This is a genomic window from Rhizobium phaseoli (assembly GCF_001664385.1).
Classification (GTDB): Bacteria; Pseudomonadota; Alphaproteobacteria; order Rhizobiales; family Rhizobiaceae; genus Rhizobium; species Rhizobium phaseoli.
In genome coordinates, this window is sequence record NZ_CP013536.1 from 23,433 (window position 1) to 37,725 (window position 14,293).

12 protein-coding genes and 1 pseudogene are annotated in these 14,293 nt (G+C 61.4%); 8 read left to right on the forward strand and 5 right to left on the reverse strand.

Annotated features, from left to right (window positions below; all coding sequences use genetic code 11):
- Nucleotides 1-52 precede the first annotated feature (52 nt).
- Complete coding sequence (locus tag AMC88_RS27335; protein ID WP_012489619.1) at nt 53-1,129, reverse strand: YihY/virulence factor BrkB family protein; 1,077 nt, start codon at nt 1,127-1,129, stop codon at nt 53-55.
- A 2,381-nt stretch (nt 1,130-3,510) separates the two neighbouring features.
- Between AMC88_RS27335 and AMC88_RS32745 the strand changes: the two are divergent.
- A pseudogene (locus tag AMC88_RS32745) lies at nt 3,511-3,826 on the forward strand (leucine zipper domain-containing protein); the annotation flags it as partial.
- Between the two features lie 87 nt (nt 3,827-3,913).
- Here the strand turns inward: AMC88_RS32745 and AMC88_RS27345 are convergent.
- Nucleotides 3,914-4,279: a hypothetical protein gene (locus AMC88_RS27345; RefSeq protein ID WP_010008800.1), complete on the reverse strand. Its 366-nt coding sequence runs from the start codon at nt 4,277-4,279 to the stop codon at nt 3,914-3,916.
- 650 nt (nt 4,280-4,929) lie between these two features.
- Here AMC88_RS27345 and AMC88_RS27350 point away from each other — a divergent pair.
- Nucleotides 4,930-5,373: a GFA family protein gene (locus AMC88_RS27350; protein ID WP_064830120.1), complete on the forward strand. Its 444-nt coding sequence runs from the start codon at nt 4,930-4,932 to the stop codon at nt 5,371-5,373.
- Between the two features lie 500 nt (nt 5,374-5,873).
- Here AMC88_RS27350 and AMC88_RS27355 read toward each other — a convergent pair whose 3' ends face one another.
- The 3 genes from AMC88_RS27355 to AMC88_RS27365 all read right to left on the reverse strand — a co-directional run bounded on the left by AMC88_RS27355 (nt 5,874) and on the right by AMC88_RS27365 (nt 8,520).
- Entirely contained in the window at nt 5,874-6,458 is a 585-nt protein-coding gene (locus tag AMC88_RS27355) for a phosphotransferase-like protein (protein WP_012489622.1), read from the reverse strand.
- Between the two features lie 102 nt (nt 6,459-6,560).
- Nucleotides 6,561-7,499, reverse strand: coding sequence for a diacylglycerol kinase catalytic domain-containing protein (locus AMC88_RS27360; protein WP_012489623.1), 939 nt, complete (start codon nt 7,497-7,499; stop codon nt 6,561-6,563).
- Nucleotides 7,486-8,520, reverse strand: a complete 1,035-nt coding sequence (locus tag AMC88_RS27365; protein WP_012489624.1) for an SPFH domain-containing protein — start codon at nt 8,518-8,520, stop codon at nt 7,486-7,488. The genes AMC88_RS27360 and AMC88_RS27365 overlap by 14 nt, the downstream gene beginning before the upstream one ends.
- Nucleotides 8,521-8,648: 128 nt before the next feature.
- Between AMC88_RS27365 and AMC88_RS27370 the strand changes: the two genes are divergently transcribed.
- From AMC88_RS27370 to AMC88_RS27395, 6 genes are all read left to right on the forward strand, one after another.
- The gene (locus AMC88_RS27370) at nt 8,649-9,344 is read left to right on the forward strand and encodes an NUDIX hydrolase (protein WP_004671147.1); all 696 of its coding nucleotides are present in this window, start codon (nt 8,649-8,651) and stop codon (nt 9,342-9,344) included.
- Between the two features lie 152 nt (nt 9,345-9,496).
- A complete protein-coding gene (locus tag AMC88_RS27375) occupies nt 9,497-9,817 on the forward strand; it encodes a hypothetical protein (protein ID WP_010023998.1) in 321 nt (106 codons plus the stop codon).
- 224 nt (nt 9,818-10,041) lie between these two features.
- Nucleotides 10,042-11,046 (forward strand): LacI family DNA-binding transcriptional regulator, encoded by a 1,005-nt coding sequence (locus AMC88_RS27380; RefSeq protein ID WP_064830121.1) that lies wholly within the window; start codon nt 10,042-10,044, stop codon nt 11,044-11,046.
- A gap of 37 nt (nt 11,047-11,083) precedes the next feature.
- On the forward strand, nt 11,084-12,376 hold the full coding sequence (locus AMC88_RS27385; protein WP_004671153.1) for an ABC transporter substrate-binding protein: 1,293 nt from the start codon (nt 11,084-11,086) through the stop codon (nt 12,374-12,376).
- A gap of 90 nt (nt 12,377-12,466) precedes the next feature.
- Nucleotides 12,467-13,405 (forward strand): carbohydrate ABC transporter permease, encoded by a 939-nt coding sequence (locus AMC88_RS27390; protein WP_064820076.1) that lies wholly within the window; start codon nt 12,467-12,469, stop codon nt 13,403-13,405.
- Nucleotides 13,398-14,291: a carbohydrate ABC transporter permease gene (locus AMC88_RS27395; protein ID WP_037139061.1), complete on the forward strand. Its 894-nt coding sequence runs from the start codon at nt 13,398-13,400 to the stop codon at nt 14,289-14,291. The genes AMC88_RS27390 and AMC88_RS27395 overlap by 8 nt, the downstream gene beginning before the upstream one ends.
- The last annotated feature ends 2 nt before the right edge of the window (nt 14,292-14,293 follow it).

Genomic DNA, 14,293 nt, shown 5'->3' on the forward strand with positions numbered 1-14,293 from the left:
GGTACATCAAAATCACAGCCGGGGAGCAGTCATCGACAATGCTGCTTGACGGTCAGTTTACGGTCTCGCCCAAAGTGTCCGCGACATAGGCACCGCGCGCGCCCATCGGCAACGGATATCCCGTCGTCGTGTCGCGTGCCGTCTGATGCTCGAGCTCGGCGTTGAGTTCCGCCCCGACGATGAGAATGACGACGGACAGCCAGATCCAGATGAGGAAGCCGATCAGCGCACCGAGCGTGCCGTAGGTCGCGTTGTAATTGGCAAAATGATCGAGGTAGAAGGAAAAGCCGATCGACATGACGGCCCAGGCGAGCGTCGTCAGCGCCGCCCCCCATGTCATCCATCGGATCCTGGCAGGCTCACGGCTGGGGCCGAAGCGGTAGACCAATGTCACGGCCACCGCGACAATAAAGAGCAGCAGCGGCCACCTCAAGAGAAGGGCCAGGTGCTCCTTGAACTGGTCGAGCCAGAGATAAGACAGCATGACCGGCATGACGCCGACGAGCACCACCATGACGACCGCAAAGACCATCGCGCACAAGGTGAAGCAGAGGCCGGTCAGGTTCAGGCGGAGGAAGCCACGCTTCTCATTCTCCTCATAGGCGACGTTCATCGCGTCGAAGATCGCCAGCGTGCCGCTATGCGTGCTCCAGAGCGCGATGGCAAGGCCGACGAAGAAGGTGATGCCGAGGGTGCTCTCGCGCTTTTCGACCAGCGCCTTGATCTGATCGGCGATGAGATCGAAGGCGCCGGGCGGCAGGAGGCCGGCGAGCTCCCGCAGATGTTCTGATATCGTGACCGGATCGGCAACCAGCCCGTAGAGAGAGACGAGTGCCGCCAAAGCGGGAAACAGCGCGAGCAGCAGATAGAAGGTCACGCCGGCGGCAATCAGCGTGATCCGGTCATCCAGTACTTCATGATAGACACGCCAGAACACGTCGCGAAGGCCGCTGAGCGGAATGGCCTCAGGCACGGCGGCGCTGCGCCCATGATCGTCATCGGCCCGGCCGGGTTTCCCGGGAGCCATCGAAGCTTGCTGCCGCGCCTCTAACAACGCGAGCGCGCCGACCGCAGCGGCCATTATCAGAGCGGCGGTTGGGAACCTCTTGAGGTGAAGCCCGTCTGCCATTACCTTATCCTCCGATTTGCTGAGTGGATAACGCCCGAGTGTCGCTAAAGGATGCAAGCCGTTGCTTCCTGGCGAAGATTCGGAAGAGGGAAGGGGTCCGGCGCGCTGAGAAAGGCCGGGATCCGCCACAGGTTCAAAGATTATAAGTCGATGATTTTGTTGGATTCGTTTCGCGCTACGGAACCGAAAGCGAAGTTTAGTTTCGTTACTGCTACGCCGATTTCTTGACCGGGTCGCCGATAGCGATCGCTTGACGGCCGTTTACGGCGTCACATTGGAGCGCTGAAGCCGTTTATGAGCGCAATTCTGCTGGAATTCCGCGTGCTATCATCGTCGGTCTTCAGGCATCACACGAAACAGCTGCGCGACAAATCCGCCAAGCAACTCCGCCTTCACCAATGGGCCCAGCGGCAGCGGCCGGCAAGACTTGACTTGTCATCCACAACAAACATTGGATCCGATTGATGAACCGGCGTCCCGTTCGGCGAGGCCCACAAGCGTGCATCGACGAGGCCGGAACCGCGCGACTCGATCGGAGCGATGATGGCCAAAGCGTCAGCTTCGCCTCACGTCTAGATCAACACAGCAGACAGCAGCCGACGCCGCTACGCGCGGGCGAAGCGCGCCTTCTCCGGAATTCACCCCTCTCGAAGTCCTGCATCGAACTCGGACCGACGCCCTCCCCGACAGATATCAGATGCGCGGCCTCGGCAATCCCCGGGACACCATTCAGAGGACGGAACATCCTCCACGCCCCTGCGAGCACACCCGGTTGCCCGCGGACAACCAACTATCCCGCCAACGTCGCTCGATGACTCGGACCTAAAACATGGCTCGAACAAAACTCGTCTGCGCCGGGAGCGCCAGCGCTAGCTTCCAGGAAACCTCGCCCTGATCTCCCGCAAGGGGCCTCGAAGGCTAGACGGGTGCGCCGAGACTGGAAGGATGCAAGAAGTAATGCTGCGGCGTGTCCTTCGAGGCTCCGGCCTCAGGATGAGGGACGCTGGAGGTTGCCGCGATTGCCCTCGCCCCACCCTCTTCAACAACGGTAAAGGGGACGCGCCTGCGAAAGATGGCGGGGGATGGGACAGCTTGCGGCTTGTTCCCTTCTCCTCGCAGGCAGGGAGAATATCGCAGCAGCAGGATGGAGGCTGCTGCGGTTAATAGCCACGCCAAAACGCTTAAGAGAGCCTGATCCCGAGCGCCCCCGGGGCCTCGAAGGACGAGGCGGGTACCGCTAGCATCGCCATCGCTCAAGGAGCCTCACTCGGTAGTGCGGAGGCTGAAGGCCGAACTTCACGGGGCGAGGTGGCACGCCGTGGGCGGATCGATGCAAGAAGCAGCACTGAAGCGTGCTTCGAGGCCTCGTCCTTTTAGCGCTTCGCACCTCAGAATGACGGAGGTTGGAAATGCCGAACCGGACATGAGCAGAAGAAATCGGCTGCCGGAGGGAGCAACACGGCCTTCCGCGCCGGCTCCGATCGGCACTCTCGATCCCAACTGGCGGGAACTTCATGCAGGCTCTCCCCCTGCGTGCGAACCGGTTGCCCGCGGACAACGGAGCGGTCAAGCGCCATCGTTCGCCCATCCGCGCATGATGAAGTCCGCCAAAGGCAGTCCGGCTCGTCCGCCCGGAGCCGACCGCCAACGGTGCAGCGCAGCCTGGCGCATCGTTGCAGAAGCGGACAACCGCGCCCTTGCCATCGACGGCCACGTCGAGTTGCGCCTTGGAGGATCGATGGCAACCACGAAAGCTTGAGGGGCATGCATGCCCGGGCCTCCTCGCTTCGTCGGCTCGAAGCCCAGCCAACCGTTCCAGCGGAGAGGATGCAACGGAGACGCTCGTGAGGCACGGGTTCAAACCGAGGATGACGCTCGTGTCACGGCGCTCAATCCACAGATCCCCAACATACAAAGATTAGGGAGACTAGGAATGCCGCGCTGATGACGACGCTTGGCGGGAATGCCACACTCTCGCTCCGACCTCCCCTGGAGCCTTTCCTGGTTAGATTGAAGCATTCTGCCGGAGCAGTTTTTCGTCAGGGCAGAGGCGATTGGCGACGGGCATACCCCAAGGTACGTCCGAGCCGATCGCCTCTGATCCTGGCTAGAGATGCCCGGCCCACCGGACGCGCCGCTTCGCCGCGGCGAAGCAATCCGTGCGTCCTACGATTCCCAAGTCTTGCAGATTTGCCTGAAGAATCTGCGGGAGGGCTGACTGAAACGGGCCGGCTGATCGACCGGCCGGTTCCGCTTGAGCCAACAGAATGCTTCAATCTAACCCGGAAAAGCTCTCGATGTGAGCTTTCAGGAGGTTGTCCATTTTGTCCTGGTCGAGAAAGCTGAGGTTGTCAAAGCTTCAGTGATTCTCGGAGGACCGAATGAACATTCACAAGAATGCCCGTTTGACACCGGGGCGTCGAGAGGAGATGGCACGCGCCGTTCTTTAGGGCGCTTGCTCCAAAGCCGATGCTGCGAGGATATATGGGGGTGACGTCGAAGGTGGTCGCTCGTTGGACGGCGCGTTTTCTGGCGGATGGCACCGCCGGCATGGCGGACCGGTCGTCGCGGCCGAGGAGAAGTCCGAGACGCACCGCGACCAACATTGCCGGCGAGATTGCAGTGTTGCGCTGACAGCGGCTGACAGGCAAGCACATCGCCAAGCAGACGGGCGTGTCGGCGGCAACGACGGCGCAGAGCTTCGAGTTGTCCGCGGACAACCGCCGGAGTCGGTCACCTTGACTCTCACGGCGAATTTCCGCCGCCGGCAGTCGACGCCCGCAGCTATTCCGCGTTAGCAGCCGCCGGCCGCCTGCGGGCCTGGATGATTTCTTCCACCGCGCTGTCGTATCTCTCATCGGGGAATTCAATATTCCAGAGGAGGCGATGCAGCACCTCCCGGGGAAGGTTCCGATATCCAAGCTCTTCCAGCCGAAGCAGCATAAGCAGATGGTCGGTCACGACGACCAGTCTCGCATAGGCGCTGAGTTGATGCAGCGTCGGACGCATGGCTGCATAGGAGTTGAAGCCAAAAGATGCGGCGATGGCTTCATCGAGGTGCGACGACTTAATGTGGGGATATTGCCGCCGCAGAGCTTTCTTCAAAGCGGCGACATTCGAAGGCGAGAATCTCATCGATGGATGGAGCATAGGACGATCCAATGTTCTTGGTCGAAGTCTGCCGATTACGCTTCGACCGCGGTGAACATGGCCGTCGATAAACTCCAAGCGCCCTTCAACCCGGCAGCAGGTTTGGAATGGGCCCCCAGACTCAGATTTTAGCCTTCAAATCCGCCACCCTCAAGGGCCGCGCTTCGCCGGTCTATGCTTATTCACGATGTCTATCACATGACGGATTCAACTAGCGACCGAGCTTCGTTGTCCACGGACAACGATCATATATTCACGCGGGTCACTCGAGACCTGACGGCATTTGCCGCACGCAGCCCGCCTCTCGCCCGCATTTACATCTGCGCAATATCGACGCAACCGCCCGGCTTGAATTTGCCGCATTGGGTCACTAACTCATGATGAGCTGAAGCGCTGCACCCTCTTAAGCGGCTTCGGCCCGACGGGCAGCACTTCTCCTCCCAGGCTGTCGGTCACTATCGAAGCCCGGCGCATCTCTCCCCCCCGCGCCGGGCTTCTGCCCTCCCGAAAAATGCCGACACCTCCTCCTCATCCTTCGAGGGACTTCAAGCTGAGGCTCTCATCGTCGCTCCGTTCCTTACCCCCGCATCTCTCATCGAATGCTCCTCGGACATTCGACAGGACCAACAGCAAAGCAAGCGAGATTGGACATGGAAAGACTTGCACAATGCCACTGCGGATCGCTCCGCGCGAAGACCTCAGGCGACCCGCTGATGGTGAGCCTATGCCACTGCCGTGATTGCCAGCGCCGAACGGGCGCCGTGGCGGGCAGCGGCGCGATCTTCGAGAAATCCGAGGTGACGATTGAGGGAGAGCGGAAGGTTCTCGTGCGCGACGCGGCGCAGGGGCGCACCGTTCGGTTTCACTTCTGCCCGAATTGCGGGACGTCCTTATACTGGGAAGGCGACTTCAATCCGAACCTCTGCGTCGTCGCCGTCGGCGCCTTTGCGGACCCGACGTTTCCTGCGGCCTCGGTGTCCGTCTTCGAACAGTCCAAGCACGAGTGGCTCCATCTGCCTGACGACATCAAGCACGCACAGCGCGGATTGGTTTCGCCGGCCGCTACCGTAGATGACCAGCCGTGGGGCAATTGAACGCTGATCGAAAGGGCGCCTTGCCCGGGTTTGACCGCACTGTTCCGATCTAGGTGCACCCGCCTCGCCCTTCGAGGCTCCAGCCTTCGGCTTCCGCGCCTCAAGGATGAGGCTCTCTTGAGCGCTTGCGAGATCTTGGAACTGCTTGAGTGTTGGCGGCCCCGTGAAGGCTTCTCTTCAGCGCCGGCGCGGCATCCTCCGACGCTCATCATCCTGAGGCGCGCCGCCCAAAGGGCGAAGCCTCGAAGGACCCGCCGCAACGTTGCTTCTTGCATGAACGAAGATCGGCACACCCGCCCCGAGATTTAAGGTTCCAGCCCTCGGCAGCGATTTCACGCATCCCTCCATGCGGACACGATGTAGCGGAAATAATTGATAATATTACTTCCATAAGGCAATACGGCGCAGAGAAATCAATGCGTTATGTTCCAGATTTTTCTCTCGACAGTGAAAAGCCGAGCCAACCGAGTGCCAACTGTGGTGCGACAACAGCACCTTCTCTAAGGCGGGCCAAAATCGCCGGCGGCAACGCTCAAAACGTGATGCTGGATTGCTGCTGCGCTGGCCTCTGCGGTTTTGGCAGTCACGTCCAAGTCCAGGGTAAACCGATGTTTGGGATCGAGCACGCGCGCTTGCCTGCATTTCTCTCTGGAGGCTTGCGCGTCAATTGACTTCAGCCGGTCGCGACGCGCCGGCGTCGAAACACGGCGCGCCAATTCCTCCTCGTCGCAAAGCAATCTAATCGGAACCAGCAATGCCTCGCACCGCCGGGCCGCGTCGGAGATCTGCTGATACGTGCGGGCGCTACGCTCGTCGCCGTCGATACCGGCATGGGTGAAAATGAAGTTCGACGGGGGAGGGCAGTATGCGACAATCGCATCCAGCACCGCTTGCCGCACTCTGCCGGTGTATTCCCAGATTCCTTTCGGAAGCGGTGTCGCGCCATCGTCATCGAGCAGGCGGAGTATCGGATTATTGAACCAATGATTATCGATGATCTTTGCGGGAAAGACAGAACTCAGTTCGGTCGCGATCGTCAGCTTTCCGACGCCGGGGAAGCCCATCAGCAAAACGAAAACGCTCATGGCAGTGTCAGCTTTCCAATTTCCCGCTGAGATATGCTCAGAATAGGGGATATCGCGGAGGTCGCAATGGCCGTAATCGGCCTGCATCGGATCCCCCGCCGCTCAAACCACCAGCAACCCCTGCCTTTCAGCGACGGTTACCACCGCCCGTGTCCCGGCGTTGAACTCCAGAAAATCCGCCTCGATGCCGTCGCTGAAGATGACGCCGTGTTCCGGCATTTCCGAGACGATGGTCAGCGGCTGGGTATTGGAGACGAGGCCGGCAACGATGCTGGCGCCGGTGGTGCGACTCGGGAAGGGTTCGCGGACGAAATAGCGCAGGTAATCGGCGTCCCAGGCAAACGACATATCGATCGTCCTGTCGCTGGGTTCGAGGCCGAGGGCGCTTGCGGCTCCGAGCCAGCCGGAATAGAGGCTCTTCAGCCAGCCGGTCGAGCCCATGCCTGTCGAGACGATGATGCCGCTGGAGGACTGGCGCTCCTCGCGCTCCTCGGCCTTCAGGAGATAACGGGCCGAGACATGGCTTTGCGGGCCGATAAAGAGATCGTTGACCGCGTGGATGACGGCGCCGGTATTCAGCGTCGCCTTCGCCATGCTGACGCGCTTGATCGGCCGCTTGTTCCTGAGCGCCTCGCCGATCACCTTCTGAAGGCTCTTCGGATTGAAGGGAAGCAGCAGGCCGTCCCAGCGCTTGGGATCGGGATTGACGCCAAGCACCGGCTGACCGTCGAGATATTTCAGCGTATTGGCGACCAGCCCGTCCTGGCCGAGCACGACGACGACATCGTCGGGGCCGAAGACGAAGTTCGGGAGGTAGCGGCGGTCGAGTCGCTGCACGCGGGCGACCGCGCGCAGGCTGGCCTCGACCTCGGCGATCGCCGTTTCATAGCGCTTCTTCTCGGCGAGGTAATCGCTGAAATCGGCGCCGAGATGTTCGACATAGAATTGCGCCTGCTGCACCGTGTTGAACCGGGCGATGAGTTCGTCGAGGCGGGTCGGGCGGACGACCAGGATGATCTTGCGTTCGTCAGAGGCCGGCACGGTCCTTGCCCTCCTGCGGCTGCAATATCTCGCGCAGAAGATCGGGCGAAACGTTGAGCTGGCCGATCTTCGTGGCATTGTCGGCAAGGTCGCGGAAGGCGAGCGCCATCAGCTGGCCGGGCTTCATGCCGACCGAGGCGAGCGCCTGCAGCACTTTCGGATCGGCCTGCTCGAAGGATTTCATCATCGCCGTCAGCGCATAGGCCTGCGCGTCGGCCTCGGCCTTGGCGTTGGTCGCGGCAAGCGTCACCAGATCGCGGTTCTGCTCCTCCAGCGCGATTTTGCCGGCCATCTCCTCCCGCCGGATCTGCAGCTGCCGTTCCTGCACGGCGCGCTCGGCTTCCATCTGCGCCTCGCGCACCTGCCGCCTCTTGTTCTCCAGCGTGATCTCGGTGGCGATCTCGTTTTCCTTGATCGTCCGCTCCTGTTCGATGGCGGCATTGCGCCTGCTGTAGATGGCCTCGTCGGCCTGGCGGAGCAGGGCCTCGCGGGCCTGCGCTTCCAGCGCCTTGGCCGTCTCGGCCTTCGGCATGACGGCGAGCAGCGACAGGCCGAGGATTTCGAGGCCGAGCGCTTCGATCGTCGGGTGTACCCTGAGCGCTTCCGCCACGCCGGCGACCAGCGCCTCGCCCGAGGCAAGAACCTCCTTGAGCGACAGCATCTGCACCTCGGCACGCATCGCCACCTGCACGCGGTCGATCACCCGGGTCGAAAGCTTCTGCGGATCTTCCGAGACATAACGGCCCTTGCGGTCGAGCGTGAAATTCAGGAGGGCTGCCGTGCGGCGCGGCTCGGCGATGCGGTAGGTGATCTGCCCCTGCACGGTCACTTCCTGGAAGTCCGACGTCACCAGCGGAAAGATGAAGGGGTCGTTGACGCTCGCCGTCGGCACCAGGACCAGCGAGCTCGATGGCGCGAAATGCCAGAAGGCCAGGCCCGCACCTTCGCGGACGGCGGTGCCGTTTTGATATTGGATGACGTATTGCGTAGGTTCCGTCTTGATGAAGCGGAGTCCGAACATGACCGTTTCCTTGTTCCTGGCACGAGCCCCCTGCTCGTGTCGAAATGGAGAAAACATGACTTAGTGATAAATGTCAACTAACTTAGTTGAAGATTTACACTAAGACTTTCGCATGCTATGTTCGCATCATGACAACGCATGACAATGACGCCTTCAAACCGATCGCGACGGTCGATCTCGCGATCTTCTCGCTGTCGACGGACGGCCTCTCCGTGCTTCTCGTGCGGCGGGCGAACGCGCCCTTTTCCGGCGAATGGGCCTTGCCCGGCGGCTGGATCCATATCGATGAAGACGCCGATCTCGAGGCTGCGGCGCGGCGCGTGCTGAAGGAAAAGACCGGGGTCGAAACACCCTATCTCGAACAGCTGCAAACCAGGGGCAGCCGCGGCCGCGACCCGAGGGGCTGGAGCATCAGCATTGTCTATATCGCGCTGCTTTCGGCCGATGACGTCGCCGAACGGCAGGATGAGATGGCCGGGGAGGCGGAATGGCGGCTAATCGAGGGGGAGGGCGTCGGCTTGTCGCTTGCCTTCGACCATCTATCGCTCTTGAAGGAGGCGCTCGGCCGCATCCGCAGCAAGGTCGAATATTCGAGCCTGCCCGGCCACTTGCTGCCGGCCCGCTTCACATTGAGCGAGCTGCAATCGGTCTATGAGCACCTGCTCGGCCGGAAGCTTGACAAGTCGGCCTTTCGAAAGCGCGTCGCCGAAGCCGATTTCCTGGAACCGATCGAGGGCGAAATGCGCCGGGCGAGCAACCGGCCTGCCCAGGTCTTCCGATTGAAGGACACCCGGTCGCTGGCGCTCTTCGACCGGACGATCTGACACACCCGATCAGACGTTTGTCGCTGCGGCATCTTCCGGTCGAAGGCTCCGGACCTACCGCCTATTTTGTCAACGGCGGTGGCGGAACAATGACCTGCCGTCGTTGTTGTGGATAGGCCAAGAAGGCAAAGTTCCCCAAGGAGGAAATCGCAATGCATATGAAACTCGTAGCAGCCTCGCTTTTTGCTCTGGGCATGGCCACGTCCGCTTTCGCCCAATCCAACCCGGCGCCGGCCGGGGCCACCATCGACAAGAACCAGGCCGATCAGGGTGGTGGCGCGACCAGCGACACGAAGGCCAAAAAGCCGATGGCAACCGACACCACCACGACCGGTTCCACGACCGGCGGCACGATGAAAATGGACAAGACCAAGTGCCCCAACCCGGTCGATAACTCGGCAAACCTCCAGACGCAGGGCGGCACGAGCAACGCCACGCCGATGGACGAAGCCTGCGCTGCACACAACAATTGAGGATACCCTAAGGGAAAAACCCCGCTTCGGCGGGGTTTTTACGCGTGTGTACCGCGCTTTCCAAACTCTCACTTTCGAACATCGCAAGAATTCTGGTTGAATTGACCAGAGCGCTCGGTCAAAGCTCCGGGAATCGGCATTTGCGTTCAGCAACGCCATCCCAACTTGACTCCCGGCAAAACGATCGGTATCCAATTGGGTAATCGATAACCCAAAGAGATCCCGTGACCGCCTCACTCAGCGACATAGCCATCCGCGCAGGTGTCTCCGTCAAGACGGTGTCTGGCGCACTGCATGGCGGATCGGCGCGCATGTCGGAGGAAACCCGGCAACGGATCAAGGAAATTGCTGAGGAGCTCGGTTATGTCACCAACTTCGCCGCGCGCAGCATGCGGCAGGGCTGGATGCCGCTCGTCGGCCTTGTCGCCGACGACCTGATCACCTCGCCTTTTGCGACCGAGATCATCAGGGGGCTCGACGGCGCCGTGCGCGCCGCCGACATGGCTGTCTTTGCCATGACGCTTGGCGGCCACAGGAGCATCGCCTCGATCCTCGACGAAATGCGACGTTTTCGCCCGCGGGCGATCGCCTATGCCGCCATGTATCACAAGAGTGTCGACCTGCCGCGCGAATTTGCCGATGCCGTCGGCGTTATGATCAATTGCCGGGATGCCAACGACCGCGTCACCTCGCTGGTGCCCGATGAAACGGGGGCGGCGCTGGAGATTACCTACTATCTCATCGATGCCGGCCGCCGCAACATCGCCTTCATCAATCTGCCGGGGCTGCTCGCCGGCGAACTCCGGGAACTCGGTTTCCGGCGGGCGCTTGATCAAGCCGGCATCGACGGAGCCGGCGCCATCGTCCTGCCCGCCGTCAGCAAGGCGATCTACAGCGACCGGGCGCACAGCCTCGTGGCCACGCATGTGCAAGCGCTCATGAACGGTCCTCGGCGCCCCGATGCCATCCTGTGCGGCAATGACCGCGTGGCCATGGAGGTCTATGCCGCGCTGCGCCGCGAAGGGGCGGCCATTCCCGACGACGTTGCCGTTGCGAGTTTCGACAACCAGGTCGAGATCGCCTCGCGGCTCGACCCGCCGCTGACCACGATGGCGCTTCCCCATCGCGCCATGGGCCGCCAGGCCGCGCAAATCCTGCTTGCCGAAGACCGGGCTCCGGTCGGGGTGCAGAAACTGCCGTTCCAGCTGGTGGAACGGGCATCGGTATAAATTGAAATAGGTAAATTCAAATGGAGGAGGAATTCTAATGGGTAAACGTTTACTTTGGTCTCTGGTCCTGTCCTCGGCACTATCCGGCATGGGCGCTCAGGCCGCGGAGAAAACCGTCATCCAGGTCATGCATCAGGGCGATCCCGGTTTTGTCGCCGCCTATGGCAAGGTCGCCGAGCGCTTCGAGGCCGCCAACCCCGATGTCGACGTCCAGTTCATCTATGCGCCGCACGATGCCTATAACGAGAAGTTCAGTGCCGCGGTCATGGCCAAGCAGCTGCCCGATGTGATGGAGCTCGATGCGCCGTTCCTCGCCAATTACGTCTGGTCGGGCTATCTTCAGCCCATCAAGCCGCTGATCGACAAGGATGTCCTTGAAGACATGACGGAGTCCAACATCGCCCAGGGCACATACCCGATCGACAAGGACCTCTATGCGATCGGCCTGACCGACTCCTCGGTCGTTCTTTACGGCAACAAGAAATATCTCGAAGCGATCGGCGCCCGCATCCCGAAATCCGTCGACGATGCCTGGACCCGGGAGGAGTTCGAAACCTATCTCGAGAAGCTGTCGAAACTCGATGGCGTGAAGTGGCCGATCGACACCTTCCGCGGCTACGGCATCAAGACCGAATGGATCACCTATGCCTATGGCCCGATCCTGCAATCGGCCGGCTGCGATCTCATCGACCGCAAGGCCTGGAAATCCGAGGGCACGCTCGATAGCGACGCCTGCGTCGATGCGCTGGCGATGATGCAGAAATGGGTCAAGAACGGCTGGGTCGTGCCTCAATCGGCCGGGACCAACCAGTTCTTCGCCGAAGGCAATCCGGCAGCACTGGCGCTTGGCGGACACTGGGTCTATGCCGAGGCCGCCGCGACCATGAAGGACAACATCGTCGTGCTGCCGCTTCCGAAGTTCGGCGCCAAGGGCGCGAGCCCCGACGGCACCTGGATTTGGGCGGTCACCAAGACGTCGGCCCATCCCGATATATCAGGCAAGTTCGTCAGCTTCCTGCTGAAGGACAAGGAGTTCCGCACTTACGTCGCCAGCCAGTCCGGCTATCCCGGCCTGAAGAGCTTCGCTGCCGAATCTCCGCTCTATGCCCCTGGTGGCCCGATGGCGATCGCCTTCGAGCAGGCATCGAAGACAGCCGTCGCCCGCCCGCCGCATCCTGCCTATCCGACCATCACCTCCGCCTTCATGCAGGCCGTCGACGAGGCCTTCAATGGCGGCGATCCGAAGGAGGCGCTGGCGTCCGCCGCCAAGAAGATCGACCAGGATATCGAGGACAACGACGGCTATCCGCCATTCGGCGACGAGCAATAGGCATCATCGCCGCCAGGTCGCGGCCCGGCGATGTCTCCAGCAGATATCGTCGGGCGGGACCGGCAGTCAGGTTGGGAAAGGAGGAGCCATATGGTCCTGCAGCAATCGACATCTTCGACCGTCGTTCGAAAGGCCTCGGCGCGCCGCCATGACAGGGGACGGCTGATGCAGGAAGCCGCCATGCTGGCGCCGGCCGTCATCCTGTTGACCCTTTTTCTGATCGTGCCGTTCCTCCTGTCCTTCTGGACGGCGATGACCAACCAGCCGCTGGTGCCGCGCCCGACGCCCGTCCGGTTCGTCTGGTTCAACAATTTCATCCGTATCTTCCAGGACGATCTCTTCTGGACGGCCCTTTGGAACGTCTCGCGCTTCACCTTCTGGATCATTCCGGCGCAATGCGGCCTCGCCTTCGCGACGGCGCTGCTGCTGCATCAGAAGTTGCCGTTCCGCAATCTGCTGCGCGGCATGTTCTTCCTGCCGGCGATCACCTCGATGGTCGTGGTCTGCGTCATCTGGGGCACGCTGTTCCAGTATCCGACAGGCCCCTTCAACCAGATCCTCGGCTTCCTCTCCGGCGGCGCGATCCAGCCGATCGATTGGCTCGGCGATCCGCAATGGGCGATGTTTTCGCTCGTCCTGCTCTCGGCCTGGCAGGCCTACGGCTTCCAGATGATCGTCTATCTCGCCGGCCTTCAGGGCATTCCCGATGAACTCTACGATGCCGCCAAGATCGACGGCGCCAATGCTTTCCGCCGCTTCTGGCATGTGACCATGCCCGGCCTCAGGCCGACCCATGTCTTCGTTCTCGTGATCACCACCATCCAGGCCTTCAAGCTCTATACCCAGGTCGCCATTCTCACCCAGGGCGGGCCGAAGAGCAGCACCGAAACGGTGGTGCACTACATGGTTCGGGGCGGCTTCGAAGAGCAGAAGATGGGTTATGCCTCCGCCGTCTCGGTCATCCTGTTCGTGATCGTTCTCGTCATCGCGCTGATCCAGCGCCAGCTCCTGAGGCGCTTCGATGTCTGATCTCGCTCTCTCGATCCCTGAGGCCCGCGCCGCACGGCCCCGCTCAGCCACCAGGATTCTGCGCACCGTGCAGACCGTCAGCATCTTCATCATCGCATTGGTGATCGTCTCGCCTTTGCTGCTGCTGGTCGTCGCGAGCCTCAAGGACGACCGGTTCCAGATTCTCGCCGACATGGGCAGCTTCCGGGCCTTCTGGGTGTCGAACCCGACGCTTTCCAACTATGCCGAAGTCGGCCACCTCTCGGGCGAACTCGCCTTCGGGCGTTACCTCATCAACTCGCTGATCATCCTGATCACCACGGTCTGCTCCGGCCTGATCGTCAATTCGATGGCCGGCTTCGTTCTCGCCTGGGGATCGCACAAGGGCCGCGCCGTCATTCTGTCCATCGTGATTGCGCTCTATGTGATCCCGCAGGAAAGCATCATCATGCCGCTGGTGATCATGGTCTCCAGAGCGGGTATGTCCGATACCTTCGCGGTGCAGATCGTGCCCTGGATCGCCAGCCCGCTTTACATCTTCCTGTTCTACCAGTTCTTCGCGCAGCTGCCGAAGGAGCTGCTGGAGGCCGCAGAGATCGATGGCGCCTCCTTTTTCCGGGCCTATCGCTCGATCTTCCTGCCGCTCAGCCTGCCGGCGCTCGCTACCGTCTCGATCCTCATGGGCATCGAGACCTGGAACCAGTATCTCTGGCCGATCCTCGTCACGCAGACCGATTATGCCCGGCCGATCGCGGTGGCCATCGCCACTTTCTTCGGGCAGGACAGCATCTACTGGGATCGGGCGATGGCGGCCTCCGTTTTGATGATGATCCCGATCCTGGGGCTCTACCTCGCATTCCAGCGCTGGTTCGTGAGCTCATTTATCGGGTCTGCCGTGAAAGGTTGAAT